This window comes from Streptomyces sp. NPDC104313, assembly GCF_055583985.1.
The window spans coordinates 460,801-478,110 of sequence record NZ_JBVJMW010000002.1; the positions used below are offsets into that span (position 1 = coordinate 460,801).

Genomic DNA, 17,310 nt, shown 5'->3' on the forward strand with positions numbered 1-17,310 from the left:
ACCCAGCCGTACGGGGTGGGCACGGGGATTCGGGCGCGGCAGGACGAAGAGGGCCGACAGATGAGCCTTGCACAGGTGCACTACTCCTCCGCCGCGCCGGGGGACGCGGGAACGGCGGGCCGGTTCACGGCGGTCGGCCCCGGGGTGTCGGGGGCTCTGCTGGCGGAGATCGAGCCCTTGGTGCGCTACGAGCTTCCCGGGGGCGTTCCCGATCGGCCGTCCGACGGCGAACTGCGTTCACTGCCGCAGGCGTTCGGGTATTTCGTGCTGTCCGACGGCAGTCGGCTGGTGGCGCGTTCGGCCCCGGTGCGGGACCCGGGCGGCGCGGGAGCGGGCGTCAGGTTCCACGCACACGCGGTGCACCTGCCGCCGGGGGTTCCGCTGCCCGGCGACCGGCTGCCGGTCGAGGCGTGGCGCTCGCCGAACTGGGTGGCGGTGACGCCCGGCGGAGCGATACCGGATCCGCTGGCGCTGCCGCCGGGTCCGGCGGCGGTCTCCGAGGGCCTCGACGACTTCGCCGTCTCACGCGGCCCCTGGCTCGCCGCCGTGCTGGCGGATCTGCGCCGGGCGAGCGACGCGGAGGCGACCGGCGGCCGGCCTGTGGTGCTGATGGAGCGGCAGTGCGCGGACGTGGCCCGGTGGCTGGGGCTCGCGTCGGTCACCTTGCCGAGGGAGAGCGCGGAGCGGCTGACGTTCACCACGTACACCCGGCGGCCGGAGGGTTCGGCGTCGCGGGTGGTGGGGGTGCTGCCCGAGGACGCGGAGGCGGCACGAGCGGCGGGCCTGCGGGTGCACGAGTGCGCGGGGCGGGCCCCGGTGGACGGTACGGGGGACGTGTGGGCGACGACAGCGGCCCGGGTCTGGCGGAGCCGCCTCCCCGAGCTGTTCCGGGAGGCGCGGGAACTGCCCGGGGAGCCGTTCGCCGCTGGCCCGTTGGCGGTGACGGCCCTGTGCGCGGGGGTCGCGCTCGGGCCGGACGGGCGTGCGGCGGCGGCCGGGTGGGCCGCCGAACGGCCCTACGCGCTGGACGCCAGGCGCACGGGCCGGCTGGTGGAGGCTCTCACCTCCCCCGGCATCGATGACCGTACGGGCCCCGAGTTCGACGCCGCGGGACGGCTGTTCGGCGCGCTGGAGGGCCGCTGTCCGGCATCGGTGACCGCCCCGCTCGCGGCGATGCTGGTCACGGAGGCGGTGCGGGGCGGCAACGGCTCGCTGGAACTGCCGCGCCGGGACGCGTTCGCCGGTCCGGAGGGGGCGGAGGTCGCCGAGCGGCTGGGCCCGGAGATCCTGACCGAGCTGGCCGACACGGTCGGATCGCGCTCGGTGGCGCGCACCGTGCAACTGCTGCGGGTGGCCCGGCTGCTGGACGTGGACGGTACGGAGTCTCTGCCGGGGGTTGTGGACCGGCTGGCACCCGCACTGTTGGCGGAGGCGGAGGCGCCTTCGTCTACCTCTTCGTCTGCCTCTGCCTCTGCCTCTGCGTCTGCGTCTGCGTCTGCGTCTGCGTCTGCGTCTGCGGCGCACGAAGGCACCCCGGGCTTCGCACCGGCCCTGCTGGAGCTGCTGGACGAGCAGTTCGAGGTGCGGACGGCGCTGCTCGGCGCGCTGGACCGGCTCGCGCCCGAGGACCCCGGGGCGGTGGCCCGGTTCCTGGAGCGGGTCGCGCTGCCGTTCACGGGCACGCAGGCGCTGCCGCATCTGCGGATGTGCGCCGAGGTACCGGAGGCGATGGCGACCCTGGGCGGTGACCGGTCGGCGGTGTGGCACCGGGTGCTGCGGGCGGCCGGCCTCTCCCCCTTCGCCGAGCCCCTGATCCTGCGCACGGCGGTCGGCCTGGTGTGGGGGGACCGGGCCCCGACGGTCGAGGAGGCCAGGCTGCTGCTGGACGCGGCCACCTCGGACGCGCACCGCGTGGCCGGTACGTGGGCCCGCCTGGTGGACGCGGCGCTCAGCGCGTCGGCCGCCGGGACGCCGGCCGACGGATCGTCCGCTTCGGGCGCCGACGAGGCGGCCTCCCTCGCCCACGACCTCCTGCGCGGCTTCCCCGGGGAGATCGGCGGCCGGGAGCGGGCCGGCCTCCTGCTGCTGGACCTCGTCCGCGAACTACGCACGGGCGCGCCGGAACCCGGCTGGGCGGAGCGGGTCCGCACGCTGTGCGCGCAGGCGGAGCCGGTCGAACCGGCGCTCCGGGAACGGGCGCACGCGGCCCTGGTCGAGCGGCTGCTCGCCCCGGACCGTCCGGGGGCCGAGCTGTACGACTTCGTCCACGGCGAGGACGACGAGCTGATCGCGGCCTACGACCGCACGGCCCGCACCCCGGCGGTGCGAACCCGGCTGCGCACCCAGCCCGCCTACGCGGCGGACTGCTTCACCGTCTGGACGGCCCATCCGCACGCGGGGCGCGCCTGGCCGCCGGTGGCCGCCGCCCTCCTCGACGACGTCCTGCGCCCCGCCGTACGCGGCATGTCGGCCGAGGAGGTCACGGAGGTCGAGGCGACGGTGGGCCGCACGGGCAGCAGCGGCCGGGCCGACGCCTTCCGCGACTGGAACCGGTCGAGCGCCCTGGGACGGCTGGGCCGCCGGATCGCGGGGCGTGTGCGGCGGGGGTGAGCGGGAGCGGAGCGCCAAGCACTCGGCTGGCTCGAAATCGCACATGCATACGTCGCCGCCGCGCGCATTGGATAGGTTGGCGTCTGTGGGGGGTCCGCCTCGCCGCGCTCCGACCAGCCGTTCATGGGGGAACCGTGCTGACTTTTGACGATGTGGTGCACGCGCCCGTCGGCAGGCTGAGGACAGCGGCCGACGACTGGGCGGCGATGGTGACCAAGCTGGAGAGACTCGCGGACGACGCCCGGACCGGCATGAAGGCGAAGGCGGGCAAGGCACGGTGGGAAGGTGTCAACGCCGGGGTCACCAAGAAGTTCATCGGAAGGACGGCGGCGGAGTTCGATGACGCCGTCTCCCAGGCCCGGGGCATCACGTCCCTGTTGGTGGATGCCCACACGTCCTTTGCGTACGCCAAGAAGACGCTGATCAGCATGCGGGACGAAGAGGCCCCCGCGGCAGGCGTGGCGATCAGTGCGCGGGGCAAGGTGTCGGCACGGCACGACCTGGAGGACGACCACGCCGCGCGACGCGATCCGGACTATCCGGAGGCACTGCGCAAGCAGAAGGCCGCGGTCGCGTCCTGGCAGCGGAAGATCGACCGGATCGTCGAGGACTGTTCCGACGCCGACGCATCGTTGAAACGCGCCCTCGAAGCGAACATGAAGAGCAAGCACGACTTCACCGAGCCCGCCTACAAGACCCTCGACGCGGAACAGGCGGGACACGCGGCGGAGCTGCTGAAGACGGTCACCGGAGAGGGCGGCACGGCCCGCAACGTCGAGGCGCTGCGCAAGCTCGAAGAGATCATCGACGACAACCGCGGCGACCCCGAGTTCGCCACGGCCTTCTATCGCGGGCTGGGTGCCGAGGGGACGCTGGAGGCGTACACGCGCATGTCCCTCGACTCCACGTCCCTCGGCCCGGCGGGAGCGGACCGCGTGGGCATGGTCCGCAACATCCAGAGCGACATGGGAGCGATGCTCGGTCTGGCGACGACCCCGTCGGTGCCGCATCACCTGGACGCCGCCTGGACCTCGCAGCTGCTCAAGGCGGGCCGCCAGGAGATCGACGTCTCCGGGTTCGCGGGGGCCGGCGCGAAGGTCTACGGCTACCAGGCCCTCGGGGCGCTGCTGCGGGAAGGAACGTACGACCAGCAGTTCCTGACGTCGGTCGGCCGGGACATGATCGCCATGGACAAGAAGGACCCCGAGATCTGGTCCCGGAACCTGCCGTACAACCAGGCCATGGCGATCAACCTCGACGTGGACGGCGGAAAGGGCTTCAACCCGGTCACCGGTCTCATGGACGCCATGAGCAGGCATCCCCCGGCGGCGGCGGAGTTCTTCAACGAGAACCTGCGGTCGGACACGAACAACGACGGCATCGTCACGCTGCTGGATGTGGAGACCGGCGAGAAGGACGCGCAGAGCGTGGTCGACTACATGCTCGACAAGAAGCCCGCGGACGACTGGTACGACACGACGGCCGGGAGCGGCACCACGCTCGGGCAGTCGGCCATGGGCAACGCCCTGGAGGCAGCGGTCACCGGCCGCGTCCCCGGCGACGACGACGCACCGCCGGTGCGCCACTCCAAGGACATGAGCGGCGTCATGGAGAAGATCGTCGAGAAGATCGGCACGAACCCGGAACTGGTTTCGGCCAAGGCCGGCGACCCGCCCGGCCCGCTGAGCGCCCTGGCCCCGCAGTTCGGCGAGATGGCGGCGGAGTACATGCCGGACCTCCAGGCGACTGCCGAGAACGCGGCGGGCCAGATCAAGCCGTTCGGCGAACCGGCCGAATTCGAGAAGCACCTGATGACCAGATTCCTCGGCTCGGTCGGCCAGGACCCGGACGCCTACGGCGCGATCACCCACGCGCAGCAGGCCTACACGACGGCGCTCGTGGGCGATGCGTTCCGGCATCCCGAGCGCCATGCGGACATGGGTGAGGCGATTCGTAACGCCGTTCATCCGGGCGGGGAGATCGCGGGGATGATGTCCGAGGCGAGGGCACACGCGGTCATCGACCTCAAGACGCACGAGAACGGCGAGTACAACGAAGGCGTCGTGAACAATGCGAAGTGGACGAATCGAATCATCGACCTGGTAGGCGCCAAGTACCTCGAATTGATCCCGGTGGGTGGGGACGTTGTGACCTGGATCCAGGAGGACATCACCGCGACGGTGGTGGAGAAGGCGAACAGGGACAGCACGGACGAGGCCACGCTCGAATCCGGGAGAGGCTACACAGGGGCGGAGGAGGCCGCCAAGGAGGCAGCGGTGGGCGCGGTTTCCGCAGGCGGTAGAGCTGCTGGCCTGACACCCGACGAGTACAGGGACTACCGGGGGTCCGCCTCCGCCGCGACCGCAAGCGCGCACTCCATCGGGCGCGACCTGAATCAAGTCAACCGCCCCTGAGGGAGTTTCAGTCATGCATCGAAGCAGAAGAGTCACCAAATTCCTCGCCCTCTCGACAGCCCTGATGGCCGCTGCGGTCGGATGTTCTCAGGGTGAGAAGAAGACCGCTCCGGAACTTCCCGCGAATTTCTGCTGGAACGCGTTCTCCTCGGAGGACGTACAGCCGCTGCTCCCCCTTGGCGAGACCGTGAAGGAAGATGCCGACCCCTTCCGCTTCTCGGAGCGCAAGCGGTTTGTGAGCTGCTTCCTGTATGTCGATGGGAACAATGGATTTCACGCTTGGGCGAAAACGGAGAACGATGAAACGTTCACCGAACGGAATACGTACGAGTCAGCCGATCCGGACTCGATTCCCATCGGCGAGAGCGGCATCGTCTGGAATACCGGAGCGACTACCCACATCTCCTGTCGGCCCGCCAAAGAATCAGGCCGGTCATCCGGAAATTTCGTTCGCCTCAGCATCGAACTGAGCGGTGCCGCCGGCCAGAACGAACGCAAGACCCTCCCCGGCCTCCTCAAGCAGTTCACCGCCTTCGCCCAGAAGGAACTCAAGTGCACATGACATGACGGGGCCTTTCACCGACCGTCATTGACGCCTGGCCAGCATCGAGGCCGCTGCGCAGGCTTTCCACCTCCCGCCCTGACCGACCGCGAAACCGCAGGAGCCGTGGCCGGTGCCATGGGGGGCGGATCGGGCACGACCGGCACCATCCGGATGACCGTTCGCATCCGACGCCGAACGGCACGGCGGTCAGTACAGCAGGTCCAGCTCCGCCCGGACCGTCTTGCCCGGGTCGCGGTCGAGGACCGCCCAGCGGTCGGCCAGAGCCTCCACGATCAGCAGCCCGCGCCCACTGTCGGAGCTGTCCTCCGGCGCGGCGATCTCACCGGGGCCGGGCGACCGGCACTCGCCCCGGGTGTCGGACACCTCGATCCGCAGGAGGCCGGGCGCTTCCGGGTCGCCGGGCAGGTACGACAGGCGCAGTTCGAAGTTGCGGCCGGGGACGCGGCCGTGGGTCGCCGCGTTGGCCGTCAGCTCGCCGATGATCAGGGCCGCCGACTCCGAGGCGTCACTGAGGTACGGGATGCCCCAGGTGTGCAGCTTGTGGAGGCCGACGCGGCGGGCGAGCCGGGCACCGCGTGGATCAGCGCTGAATTGACGGTGGAACACACGTACGGTTACGGGAGGTTGGGTCTTCGCAGGTGCTTCCATGCCCCCAGATTCCGGGCCACGACCCCTCTCCACCAGGTCAGCCACCCGTACGCTGAGTCAGCGTACGGGTGCGAAGGGTAGACGGTACGGGTCACGTTCCGTGAGCATGGACGGGTTGGCGAACCAGGACAAGCACACGGGGAGGTGGCCGTACATGACACACGACACGGACGGCATCGACAGCATCACGTACGGGACTTTCGGCAACGGCGGTACCCGCAGCACCGAGCCCGAACCGCAGTACATCCTCAAGATGTTCGGAGAGGTGGTCAAGACCTTCCGCAAGCGGGCACGGCTGACGCAGGAGCAGTTCGCCCCACTCGTCGGGTACTCACCCGAGACCGTCGCCTCCATCGAGCAGGGCCGTCGGCTCCCGCCGCCGGACTTCGCGGAGCGCGCGGACAACGTGCTCGACGCGTTCGGGGTGATTCTGGCTGCGGCGAAACATCTGACGCGGCGGAAGGGGCTGGCGAGCTGGTTTCGGCAGTGGGCGCAGTTGGAGCTGACGGCACTGAGCCTGTACACGTACGAGTGCCGTTTGATTCCGGGGCTGTTGCAGACGCCGGCGTACACGCGAACGCTGTTCGCCGACCGGTTGCCGCCGCTCGACGACGAGCAGATCGAAGCGCGGCTCGCGGCTCGGCTGGAGCGCCAGCAGCTTTTGCGGAACAGGCCCAACACTGCGTTCACCTTCATCCTCGAAGAGCATCTGTTCCTCCGGGACTTGGGCGGCGACGAGGTCACCAGGGAGCTGATCGACCACATCCTCGACCTGTCCGAGCTGCGCAATGTCAGCATCCAGATCATGCCGCTGGTACGGCATCACCACGCGGCTATCGACGGGCCCATGCAGTTGCTGGAAACGCCGGATCACCAGTGGCTCGGATACTTGGAGGGGCAGATGTACGGGCAGTTCATCTCCGACCCCAAAGTGGTCAGCGTGATCCAGATGCGGTGTGCCAGTATGCGTTCACAGGCTCTCTCATTGGACGACTCCCAGGGCCTGATGCGGCGGATGCGAGGAGCGAGATGAGCACCACAGACCTGGCCTGGTTCAAGAGCAGCTACAGCGGCGGCGACGGCGACTCCTGCGTGGAGGTCGCCCTGGAGTGGCACAAGTCGAGCTACAGCAGCGCCGAAGGTGACTCCTGCATCGAGGTCGCCACCTGCCCCTCCACCGTCCACATCCGCGACTCCAAGCTCGACGAGAGCCCCCAAATCGCCCTCGCCCCGGCCGCCTGGACCCCCTTCCTCGCGTACGCCGCCCAGGGCTGAGCGGACCCACATCCCGTCCGTCGCACTGCTCCGCGCGATCGGACGGGACCAGCGGTCGGCACGGAGCCCTGGAGGGCCTTGACCTCAAGTGGCCTTGAGGAAGCAACCTGAGGGCATGACTCCGACGGACTGGATCGACCTCACCGCCCACCCCCTGACCACCGAAGCCGATGCACCGCTCGACGACCTTGAGCCGTTGCTCGCCCTGACCGAAGGCGCGTTGGTCGTGGCCGGCGGGGACGGCAGTCGTGCGGCCCACGAGGTGACCGTGCTACAGGCCCGGATGGCTCGCTTCCTGGTGACCCGGGCGGGCTTTCGCACGCTGGCCTTCGACGGTGGCCGGGAGCTGGGCGAAGCCCTGGACACCTTCGTACGCACGGGAGACGGCGATCCCCGCGCGCTGCTGCGCGAGAGCGAGCCGTTCTGGAACATCGCCCCGTTCCTCCACCTCGTACGGTGGTGCCGCGAGTACAACCGCGCACACGCGGGCGACGAGGTGCGCATCCTCGGCGCCGACATGGGCGCGGACGCCGTCGCCGCCTGGGGGACTCTGCCGCCGCCCCCGGACGACCCGCACAACATGCACGCTCTTGAGCGCGGCTTCGCCGAGCGCCTCGCCGCCTGGCACACCGCCACCGGTCACCGCATCTTCTTCTGGTCCACGACCAGCCACGCTTCCAACGGGCCCCGTCGCGCCGTGCACTTCCCGCCGGCGACGCCACGAGGCCAGCGCAATGCGGGCAGTCTGCTGCGGGCAAGATTCGGATCCGGCTACCGGCCGATCGGCTTCACCTTCGGCCGGGGACAGGTGCGGGCGTACGGAAGCGGTGGCGTCCTGGACGTGCCGCCGCCCGTGCGCGCACTGGTCGAGCACACCCTGGACGCGGCAGGACCGCCTGGGGCCGCCTACCTGGTGGATCTGCGCGCCGCCGCCCCACCTTCCGTCGCCGCCTGGCGCGATGCTCCCGCCCGGACCCGGATGGTCGGCCCCGGCTACGACGCCGCACACGACGCCGAGCACTGCATGACGGGCGGCTCGCTCACGGAGTGGTTCGACGCCCTGGTACATGTGCGCGAGGTGGCGCCCTCGCAGACCCTGACCGGAGCGACGGCCGGCGCACCCGAGCCCGAGCCGTCGGAGGCTCCACCCGCTCGCGGGCACTGACAAGGAAGCTGATCACGTCCTCACACGGTCCGGTGGCGGCGGCGGTACCGCCGCGCGCCCCGGCTACGTCGTCCAGGGTGGTCCGCACCCCGCCCGAGCCGGGTCCCGCGCCCGGCACCGGCGCCATGAACCTCAGCGCTCTCCGAGCCCTCGGTCCGTGCCGCCAGTGCCGGGCGGGTACCGTAAAGACGTACGTGACCACTCATGGGCCTCCTGGCGGGCTGCGTGAACCCAGGAGGAGCACCATGACGACCAACCGTGGACGCAAGGACGTCATCCGCGACCGGATGGCCGCCACCGGCGAGTCGTACAACGTCGCCGCCCGCAACCTCAAGGCCATGAAGGACATGGGCGCGACCCGCGAGGCCGTCCTCGTGCAGCGCTGGGCGCCCGCCGAGTCCTTCGACGTTCCGTGTCCGTGCGGCGGGACGTGCGAGCCGGGCGAGACCTGCGACCACTGCCACGCCCGCCACCGGCACGTGAAGCGCTACCCGGGCTCCACCACCGAGGTCGAGACCTGGGCCGACCGCTACGAGTGCACCGGCTGCTCCGCCTCGTACACCCTGACCGTCCACCTGGCCGGGCGTCCCTGGGGCGTCGCCGAGACCGTCGTCCAGGGCGGGTCGGCCGAGGAGATCGTCCGGGCCCGGGTCTTCCCCGGCGTCATCCACCCGCTGCTGCGGTCGGAAGCGGCCGAGGCGGGCGGGAACGGCGACGACGAGGGGTGATCGTCGGGGCCGCGTACCACCGGGCGGGATGACAGCACTGTGCCCCCGTCCCCTCCCGGTCTACGCGGTGAGGGGACGGGGGCACTCGCGAGCCGTGCGGCTCAGCTCTCGTCCGGCGCCAGGGTCAGCGAGATCGAGTTGATGCAGTAGCGCTGGTCCGTGGGGGTGGGGTAGCCCTCGCCCTCGAAGACGTGACCCAGATGCGAACCGCAGCGGGCGCAGCGCACCTCGGTGCGGACCGTGCCGTGGCTGCGGTCCTCGACCAGCTCGACCGCGCCCGTGTCCTTCGGGTCGAAGAAGGACGGCCAGCCGCAGTGGGACTCGAATTTGGTGTCGGAGCGGAACAGCTCCGCGTCGCAGGCCCGGCAGGAGTAGACGCCCGCCGTCTTGGTGTCGGTGTACTCACCCACGAAGGCGGGTTCGGTGCCGGCCTGGCGCAGCACCGCGTACTCGGCGGGGGACAGCTCTTCCCGCCACTGCTCGTCCGGCTTCTCGACGTCGTACGGCACGACTCGCTCCTCAAGCTCGACAGGTGGTCGCCCGGTCGGTCGCCCCTCGGCTACCGGCCGCTCGACAGGTGGTCCAGGATGTGCGGGCCGAGGTCGGTGACATCGCCCGCTCCCATGGTGAGAACGAGATCGCCGGGCTTCGCCATTCCCGCGACGGCGGCGGGGACCTCCGCCTGGTCGTGGACGGCGGTGACCTCGGCTCCGGCCGCCTTGGCCGCGTCGATGATCAGGGCGCTGGTGATGCCCGGGACCGGGTCCTCGCGGGCCGGGTAGATGTCCAGGACCACGGAGGCGTCGGCCAGGGCGAGGGCCTGGCCCATCTCGGTGCCCAGCTCCTGCGTACGGGAGAACAGGTGCGGCTGGAAGACGACCAGGATGCGGGCGTCGGTGGCCGCGCCGCGCATGGCCTCCAGGTCGGCGGTCATCTCGGTGGGGTGGTGCGCGTACGAGTCGATGACCTGCACGCCCGCCGCCTCGCCCTTGAGCTGGAGGCGGCGCTTGACCCCGGTGTACGAACCGAGGGCCGAGGCCAGGTTGTGCGCGGGGATGCCGAGGGCGACCCCTGCGGCGAGGGCGGCGACCGCGTTGTGGGCGTAGTGGCTGCCGGGGACCGAGACGGTGAAGGTCAAAAACCTGCCGTTGAGCAGGACCGTGACCTCGCTGGTCAGGCCGCGCGGGGTCACCTTGTGGACGCGTACGTCGGCGTTCTCGGCGGAGCCGTAGGTGACGACCTTGAGTTCGGAGAGGTCGCGGACCCGGCGGGTCAGCTCGATGGCGCCGGGCTGGTCGGCGGAGATGACCAGGGTGCCGCCGGGGACGACCTTGCCGACGAACGTCTCGAAGGAGTCGTAGATCTCGTCCATCGAGGCGTAGTTCGCGTGGTGGTCCAGCTCGACGTTGAGGACGATCGCGACCTCGGGGTCGTACTTCTGGAAGCTGCGGTCGCTCTCGTCCGCCTCCGCGACGAAGATGGATCCTTCGCCGTGCGTGGCGTTGGTGCCGGGGCCCTCCAGGTCGCCGCCGATGGCGTAGGAGGGGGCCAGGCTCAGCGAGGAGAGGGCTACGGCCAACATCGACGTCGTGGTCGTCTTGCCGTGGGTGCCGGCGACGGCGACGGCACGCAGGCCGCTCATCAGGGAGGCGAGCGCGTCCGAGCGGTGCACCACGGGGATGGACAGCTCGTTCGCCCGGAGCAGCTCCGGGTTGTCGGCGCGGATGGCGCTGGAGACGACCACGCAGGACGCGTCGTCGGCCAGGTGGTCCGCCGCGTGCCCGATGCGCACGGTCACCCCCAGCGCCCGCAGGGACTCGGCGGTGGCGGACTCCTTCGCGTCGCTGCCCGCCACCTTCGCTCCGCGCTGGGCGAGGATCTTCGCGATGCCCGACATTCCGGCGCCGCCGATGCCGATGAAGTGCGGTCGTTCCATGGCGGCGGGAATGCCGGGGGCCATCTGTGCTCCTGCGGTTGGGTGCGTGGGCTGCGGACCGGTGCTTCTCCAGGCCGCGGGGTCAGCCTATTCGCTGTGCGCGAAGAGCTTGAGCACCGGGACGCCGACCTTGTGCCGGGCGCGGGAGGCCCAGTCGCGGTGGAAGAACTCCTCCACGTAGTGCGGGGCCGTCAGGACGATCACCTCGTCGGCGCCCGCGTCCTCGACGACGGTCCTGAGCTTATCGAGGGGGTGATCCTCGATCACCTGTCCGACCGCTTCGGAGCCCGCGTCGCGCAGGGCCCGCAGGGAGTACTCCAGGCCCATCTGCGCGGTCTCGCGGGCCTCGTCACCCTCCGGCTCCTCGCCCTCGCGGACCGCTTCCTTCAGCTCCCCCATCGCCACGTCATCGATCGCGCGCAGCAGGACATCGGCCTGGTCACCGCGCGGCTGCAACAGAACGACGAACGAGATCCGCTCCTCGCCGTGGAGGGTGGTGACGAATTCCACGTCCTCGGGAGTGAGCGGCTTCTCGATCATCAAAACGCTTGTGAACACGACAGGCGCCCTTCCGCTTCTTCGTCTCGTCGACGGCCGGCTCGGCCGTCGGCGGTCGTTTGCTGAAACCATCCTTCCCCGTGCCTCCACGGGGACCGCAGGGGTAAGTGTGCCCAGCCGGAGCTAAGCGGAACGATAAATTCCGTTAACTGTCGGTCCGACGGTACCGAGAGAAGAGGAACCCGGCCTCTTCCAGCAGCGATACCAGGAAAAAACGTTCCGGCACGGCGACCCCGGGCCCTCCGGCGATGCGCTGAGCGTCACCCGCTGTGAGCATCGGGGAGATCGTCAGGCACAGCTCGTCCAGCACGCCGGCCGCCACGAACTGGCCGAGCAGCCGGGGCCCGCCCTCGGTGAGCTGCCGCCGCAGCCCCCGGTCGGCCAGCTCGCGCACGACACGGGCCGGGTCCACCCGGGTGCCCTCGCCCGCGATCACCACCTCGGCGCCCGCCTTCCGGGCCGCCGCGATCCGGTCGGCGGGGGCCCCGGCCCCGGTCACCACGAGGGTCGGGACGAGCGGCTGGGTGAACAGCGGCAGCGAGAAGTCCAGGTCCAGGGAGCCGGTCACCACCGCGACGGCGGGAGCGGGGCCCTGCCCGGCCGCCGCCCGCCGCCCGGCGAACGCCTCCCGGGCGCGGGCCGGACGGTATCCCTCCAGGCGTACGGTCTCGGCCCCGGCGATCACCACATCGGCCAGGCCCCGCAGGGTGCCGAAGATCCGCATGTCGCAGGCGCAGGAGATGCCCTGCGAGCGGCCGTCGTGCTGGGCGGCCCCGTCGAGGGTGGAGACCATGTTGGCGCGCAGCCAGGGCCTCCCGGCCCCTTCGGCCGGAGGAGCCGAGGGGTAGGCGTAGGCGTCCGCCAGCTCGTCGAGGCTCCACTCGCGGTCGGTGAGCGGCCCGGACGGGTCCTCCGCTCCCGAGGCGCTCTTTGTCAGGTCCGTCACAGGGAACAGGCTTCGCATGGGGTGCAGTCTGGCACGGGCCTTAGGGTGAAGAGTTGTGTCGTCATCCACCGCGTTTCCGGGGCAGAGCCCCCTTGCCGAAACGGCCCCGCTGTCCCTGTGCGCCCTCGAGCCGCATGTCCCCGCAGACCGTCTGGTCGCCGAGATGGTGCCTCCGCCGCGCTTCGACTCGGTGCGCTTCGACACGTATGTCCCCGACCCGAACCAGCCCAGCCAGAGCGAGGCGGTCACGGTCCTGGCGGGCTTCGCCGCCGGGCTCGGCGGGGCGCACGCCACGGGCGCCGGGCGACGCAGGTGGTTCAGCAGGAAGCCGCCCGCTCCGGCCGGGCCGCGCGGCGTGTATCTCGACGGCGGCTACGGCGTCGGCAAGACCCACCTGCTGGCCTCCCTCTGGCACGCCACGCCCGCCGAGCCGTCGCTGAAGGCGTTCGGCACGTTCGTGGAGCTGACGAACCTGGTCGGCGCCCTGGGCTTCCAGCAGACCGTGCGGACCCTCGGCGGGCACCGGCTGCTGTGCATCGACGAGTTCGAGCTCGACGACCCGGGCGACACCGTGCTGGTGTCCTCGCTGCTCAGCCGGCTCGTGGAGGCCGGGGTGGCGCTCGCCGCGACGTCGAACACACTGCCGGGCAAGCTGGGCGAGGGCCGGTTCGCCGCCGTCGACTTCCTGCGCGAGATCCAGGGCCTGTCCGCGCACTTCCGCCCGCTGCGCATCGACGGCGAGGACTACCGGCACCGCGGTCTGCCCGAGGCCCCGCCGCCGTACGACGACGAGCAGGTCACCCGGGCCGCGTACGCCACCGCGAACGCGTCCCTCGACGACTTCCCCGGGCTGCTGGACCACCTGGCCAAGGTCCACCCGAGCCGGTACGGCGCGCTGACCGACGACATCGGCGCGGTCTGCCTCACCGGAGTGACGCCCGTCCCCGACCAGTCGACCGCGCTGCGCCTGGTGGTGCTGGCCGACCGGCTGTACGACCGGGAGATCCCGGTGCTCGCATCGGGGCTGCCGTTCGACCAGTTGTTCAGCGAGGAGATGCTGAACGGCGGCTACCGGAAGAAGTACTTCCGGGCGATCTCCCGGCTGACGGCGCTGGCGCGTGACGCGAAGGGGCTGGTGGCGCAGTAGGTTCGGGGGCGTAACGCGATGGGGCACGACGTACGACGGCGCGCCCCGCCTATCCCGTACAACCGCTTATCGCGTACAACCGCGTACCCGTACAACCTGGTATGCGTACAACCGCGGACTCGTACAACCGGCTACGCGTACGACCGCGGACTCGCACCACCGCATATCCGCACCACCACATATCCGGCACCACCGCACACACCGTTCGAAGGGATCCAGCATGGCTACCACGCGTCAGGCGCACACGAACTGGGAAGGCAACCTGATCGAGGGCAAGGGGGTCGTCACCTTCGACTCCTCCGGCATCGGCGACTACCCCGTCTCCTGGCCCGCCCGCTCGGAGCAGGCGAACGGGAAGACGAGCCCCGAGGAGCTCATCGCAGCCGCGCACTCCAGCTGCTTCTCGATGGCCCTCTCCCACGGTCTCGCCGGGGCCGGCACCCCGTCGACCCGGCTGGAGACCAAGGCCGAGGTGACTTTCCAGCCCGGTACGGGCATCACCGGCATCCACCTCACCGTCGTGGGTGAGGTGCCCGGTCTCGACGAGGACGCCTTCGTGAAGGCCGCCGAGGACGCCAAGGCGAACTGCCCGGTCAGCCAGGCGCTGACGGGCACGACGATCACCCTGACGGCCTCGCTCGCCTGACCTTCCGCGTACGGCTGCTCCCATCGGGGTCGGCACAGCGGCAACACGGGGCGCGGGGGCACGCATGGTTCCCTCGCGCCCCTGTGCGTGCTACACACGTGCGGGTCACTTCACCTGTCCGCCAACAGGAAGTCACCTCATGTCATCCGCACCCCACTCCACCGCGACACGACGCCAGGTTCTGGCAGGCAGCGGCGCAGCCGCCGCGATCGCCTTCACCGGGGCCTTCTCCGAGCTCTTCGCGGGCACGGCCGCCGCGCGCGGCCACGACGGCTACGGTCCGCTCGTCCCCGACCCCGACGGTCTGCTCGACCTGCCGAAAGGATTCCGCTACCGGGTGCTGTCCCGGGAGGGTGAACCGCTGCGCTCCGGCGAAGGCCAGGTCCCGAGCCGGCACGACGGCATGGCCGCCTTCGCGGGCCGCCACGGCCGCGTCCACCTCGTCCGCAACCACGAGAACCGGCCCACGTCCAAGATCGGCGTACCGACCGTCGAAGGGCTGACCTACGACCCCGCGGCCAAGGGCGGCTGTACGGCCCTTGAGCTGGACAGCAGGAACAACGTCCTCGGCGAGCGCGTCGCCATCGCCGGTACCGCGGTGAACTGCGCGGGCGGGCCCACTCCTTGGCGGACCTGGCTGACCTGCGAGGAGAACGAGGACAAGGCCGGGACCAACGGGTACACCAAGGACCACGGCTTCATCTTCGAGGTGGACGGCGCCGATCCACGCCGCACCGGGGCCGTCCCGCTGACCGCGATGGGCCGTTTCCAGCACGAGGCGGTCGCCGTCGACCCGAAGTCCGGGATCGTGTACGAGACGGAGGACGCGTTCGACAAGCCGTTCGGGCTCTTCTACCGCTTCCTTCCCGAGAAGCCGCTCGGCGGCACCGGTTCGCTCCGGGCGGGCGGGACGCTGGAGGCGATGCGGGTGCCGGGCCTGCCCGACCTCTCCTCCGTCCAGGAGACCGGTACGAGCTTCGACCGGATCGAGTGGGTCCCCGTACCGGACCCGCTGGCCGCGGAGACCGCGATCCGCTTCCAGGACTTCGGCCCGAAGGGGGTCACACACGCCCAGAAGCTGGAGGGCTGCTACTGGGGCGGCTCGTCCGTCTACTTCGTCTCCAGCTACGCCCGCAGCGACGAGGGCTCGGCGGGCGACCACTACGGCCAGGTCTGGCGCTACGAGCCGAAGAAGCGGCGGCTCACCCTGGTCGTGATCTTCGGCCCGGACACCGACATCCAGCTGCCCGGCGAGTCCCCCGACAACATCTGCCTGGCGGCCGACGGCGGGCTGATGGTCTGTGAGGACGGCGGCGGCGCTCAGCACGTGCTCGGGGTGACCCGGCGCGGCGAGGTGTACACCATGGCGCGCGGGCGGCAGAACATCGGGACGCCCGAGGTGCCGAAGTGGGGCGAATTCGCCGGGGTCGCCTTCTCTCCGGACGCCTCGACGATGTACGTGAACTGCTACACGCCGGGGACGACGTTCGCGGTGACGGGGCCGTGGCACTGAGGTAGCGGTGGCACTCCGCCGGACACCGGAGCGCCACTGCCCGATATAACCCAATTATCAGATATTTTCCGTGAGTGATCACTGCTGCGCGGAACGTGCGAAGAACGACGGCTCTGACAGTCGCGGGGGCGCTGACCGGCGCCGCTCTGACCGGGTGCGGGGGTCCTGCCCCCGCACCCGCTCCCCCGCCCACCCCCGCGGCCTCCGCTCCGGCCTCCGCCGCGCCGGAGAAGCCGCCCACGATGGCCCCAGGACCCGCGGGCCGCACCCCGGTCTTCGAGCGGAGGCCTACGGGCGAGGCCGCTGCCGGCCGCCCGGCGGAGAAGGTCGTGGCACTGACGTTCGACGCCGACATGACGGCCGATCAGGGCCCCCGGGCGGCCTCCGGCGAGCGCTTCGACAACCCGGAACTGGTCGCGCTGCTGCGCCGGCTGAAGGTGCCCTCCACCGTCTTCATGACCGGGCGCTGGGCCGAGGAGTACCCCGCACAGGCGAAGGCCCTCGGAGCCGACCCCCTGTTCGAGGTCGCCAACCACTCCTACAGCCACCACGCCTTCAGCTCCCCCTGTTACGGCCTGCCGGTGGTGGGGAAGGCCGCGATGACCCACGAGGTCGAACGCGCCTTCTCGGCGTTCCGGAAGGCGGGGGTACGGAACGTGGTGCCGTACTTCCGCTTCCCCGGCGGCTGTTACGACGACACGGCGCTGCGCGCGCTGGCCCCGGCGAACGTGACGGCCGTGCAGTGGGACGTGGTCAGCGGCGACGCTTTCGCCACGGACGCGGAGGCGGTGGCCGAGCAGGTGCTGGACGGGGTGCGGCCGGGCTCCCTCGTGGTGATGCACTGCACCCGCAGCGCGGCCCCGGCCACCGAGGCGGCCGTACGCAGGATCGTGCCGGAACTGCGCGAGCGCGGCTACCGCTTCGTGAAGGTGTCGGAGCTGATGGAGGACCGGCCCTGAGCGTCGCGGAAACAAGTCGGCCGCCCCGGTCCTGGTGATCACCGATGGCTGGTGCGACGTGCTGCGGGTCCGCCGCGAGCACGCCTATCTGGTCCCGGAGGGCGCGGGGCTGCCGTTCACCCCGCGCGGACCGGTCTTCCGGGTGCGCTGAGCGGCCGGCGCCGCGCACCGGCACCTCGCGACCCGGGGTCCGCCCCGGG

At 70.9% G+C, this 17,310-nt stretch carries 16 protein-coding genes; 11 read left to right on the forward strand and 5 right to left on the reverse strand.

Annotation, left to right across the window (positions count from 1 at the left end; genetic code table 11):
• Positions 1–60 precede the first annotated feature (60 nt).
• The 3 genes from ACZ60Q_RS05970 (at position 61) to ACZ60Q_RS05980 (ending at position 5,586) form a co-directional block, all read left to right on the forward strand.
• Positions 61–2,610 carry a GTPase-associated protein 1-related protein gene (locus ACZ60Q_RS05970; RefSeq protein WP_469629002.1) on the forward strand — a complete coding sequence of 850 codons (2,550 nt, stop codon included), beginning with the start codon at positions 61–63 and terminating at the stop codon, positions 2,608–2,610.
• Positions 2,611–2,744: 134 nt separating this feature from the next.
• Positions 2,745–5,024, forward strand: a complete 2,280-nt coding sequence (locus ACZ60Q_RS05975) for a DUF6571 family protein (RefSeq protein ID WP_469629005.1) — start codon at positions 2,745–2,747, stop codon at positions 5,022–5,024.
• Between the two features lie 13 nt (positions 5,025–5,037).
• The gene (locus ACZ60Q_RS05980; protein ID WP_469629007.1) at positions 5,038–5,586 is read left to right on the forward strand and encodes a hypothetical protein; all 549 of its coding nucleotides are present in this window, start codon (positions 5,038–5,040) and stop codon (positions 5,584–5,586) included.
• Positions 5,587–5,775: 189 nt separating this feature from the next.
• Here ACZ60Q_RS05980 and ACZ60Q_RS05985 read toward each other — a convergent pair whose 3' ends face one another.
• Complete coding sequence (locus tag ACZ60Q_RS05985; protein ID WP_469629008.1) at positions 5,776–6,237, reverse strand: ATP-binding protein; 462 nt, start codon at positions 6,235–6,237, stop codon at positions 5,776–5,778.
• A gap of 154 nt (positions 6,238–6,391) precedes the next feature.
• Here ACZ60Q_RS05985 and ACZ60Q_RS05990 point away from each other — a divergent pair, with 154 nt between their 5' ends.
• The 4 genes from ACZ60Q_RS05990 to ACZ60Q_RS06005 all read left to right on the forward strand — a co-directional run bounded on the left by ACZ60Q_RS05990 (position 6,392) and on the right by ACZ60Q_RS06005 (position 9,405).
• Positions 6,392–7,270 (forward strand): helix-turn-helix domain-containing protein, encoded by an 879-nt coding sequence (locus ACZ60Q_RS05990; RefSeq protein ID WP_469629544.1) that lies wholly within the window; start codon positions 6,392–6,394, stop codon positions 7,268–7,270.
• Positions 7,267–7,512 carry a DUF397 domain-containing protein gene (locus tag ACZ60Q_RS05995; protein WP_469629010.1) on the forward strand — a complete coding sequence of 82 codons (246 nt, stop codon included), beginning with the start codon at positions 7,267–7,269 and terminating at the stop codon, positions 7,510–7,512. Before ACZ60Q_RS05990 ends, ACZ60Q_RS05995 begins: the two co-directional genes overlap by 4 nt.
• A 115-nt stretch (positions 7,513–7,627) precedes the next feature.
• Complete coding sequence (locus ACZ60Q_RS06000) at positions 7,628–8,677, forward strand: erythromycin esterase family protein (protein WP_469629013.1); 1,050 nt, start codon at positions 7,628–7,630, stop codon at positions 8,675–8,677.
• Between the two features lie 245 nt (positions 8,678–8,922).
• On the forward strand, positions 8,923–9,405 hold the full coding sequence (locus ACZ60Q_RS06005; protein ID WP_469629016.1) for a hypothetical protein: 483 nt from the start codon (positions 8,923–8,925) through the stop codon (positions 9,403–9,405).
• Positions 9,406–9,506: 101 nt separating this feature from the next.
• Here ACZ60Q_RS06005 and msrB read toward each other — a convergent pair whose 3' ends face one another.
• The 4 genes from msrB to ACZ60Q_RS06025 form a co-directional block, all read right to left on the reverse strand.
• Positions 9,507–9,914 (reverse strand): peptide-methionine (R)-S-oxide reductase MsrB, encoded by a 408-nt coding sequence (gene msrB / locus ACZ60Q_RS06010; RefSeq protein ID WP_469629019.1) that lies wholly within the window; start codon positions 9,912–9,914, stop codon positions 9,507–9,509.
• Positions 9,915–9,964: 50 nt separating this feature from the next.
• Positions 9,965–11,365, reverse strand: coding sequence for a UDP-N-acetylmuramate--L-alanine ligase (gene murC / locus ACZ60Q_RS06015; RefSeq protein WP_469629022.1), 1,401 nt, complete (start codon positions 11,363–11,365; stop codon positions 9,965–9,967).
• A gap of 63 nt (positions 11,366–11,428) precedes the next feature.
• Complete coding sequence (locus ACZ60Q_RS06020) at positions 11,429–11,881, reverse strand: indole-3-glycerol phosphate synthase (protein ID WP_469629025.1); 453 nt, start codon at positions 11,879–11,881, stop codon at positions 11,429–11,431.
• 163 nt (positions 11,882–12,044) lie between these two features.
• Positions 12,045–12,863 (reverse strand): pyrimidine reductase family protein, encoded by an 819-nt coding sequence (locus ACZ60Q_RS06025; RefSeq protein ID WP_469629027.1) that lies wholly within the window; start codon positions 12,861–12,863, stop codon positions 12,045–12,047.
• 37 nt (positions 12,864–12,900) lie between these two features.
• On the opposite strand from ACZ60Q_RS06025, the gene zapE reads away from it, so the two are divergent.
• The 4 genes from zapE (at position 12,901) to ACZ60Q_RS06045 (ending at position 17,110) form a co-directional block, all read left to right on the forward strand.
• Positions 12,901–13,992: a cell division protein ZapE gene (zapE, locus tag ACZ60Q_RS06030; RefSeq protein WP_469629030.1), complete on the forward strand. Its 1,092-nt coding sequence runs from the start codon at positions 12,901–12,903 to the stop codon at positions 13,990–13,992.
• Positions 13,993–14,212: 220 nt separating this feature from the next.
• Positions 14,213–14,638 carry an OsmC family protein gene (locus tag ACZ60Q_RS06035; protein WP_073803852.1) on the forward strand — a complete coding sequence of 142 codons (426 nt, stop codon included), beginning with the start codon at positions 14,213–14,215 and terminating at the stop codon, positions 14,636–14,638.
• A gap of 139 nt (positions 14,639–14,777) precedes the next feature.
• Positions 14,778–16,151: an alkaline phosphatase PhoX gene (locus tag ACZ60Q_RS06040; protein WP_469629033.1), complete on the forward strand. Its 1,374-nt coding sequence runs from the start codon at positions 14,778–14,780 to the stop codon at positions 16,149–16,151.
• A gap of 242 nt (positions 16,152–16,393) precedes the next feature.
• The gene (locus ACZ60Q_RS06045; RefSeq protein ID WP_469629036.1) at positions 16,394–17,110 is read left to right on the forward strand and encodes a polysaccharide deacetylase family protein; all 717 of its coding nucleotides are present in this window, start codon (positions 16,394–16,396) and stop codon (positions 17,108–17,110) included.
• The last annotated feature ends 200 nt before the right edge of the window (positions 17,111–17,310 follow it).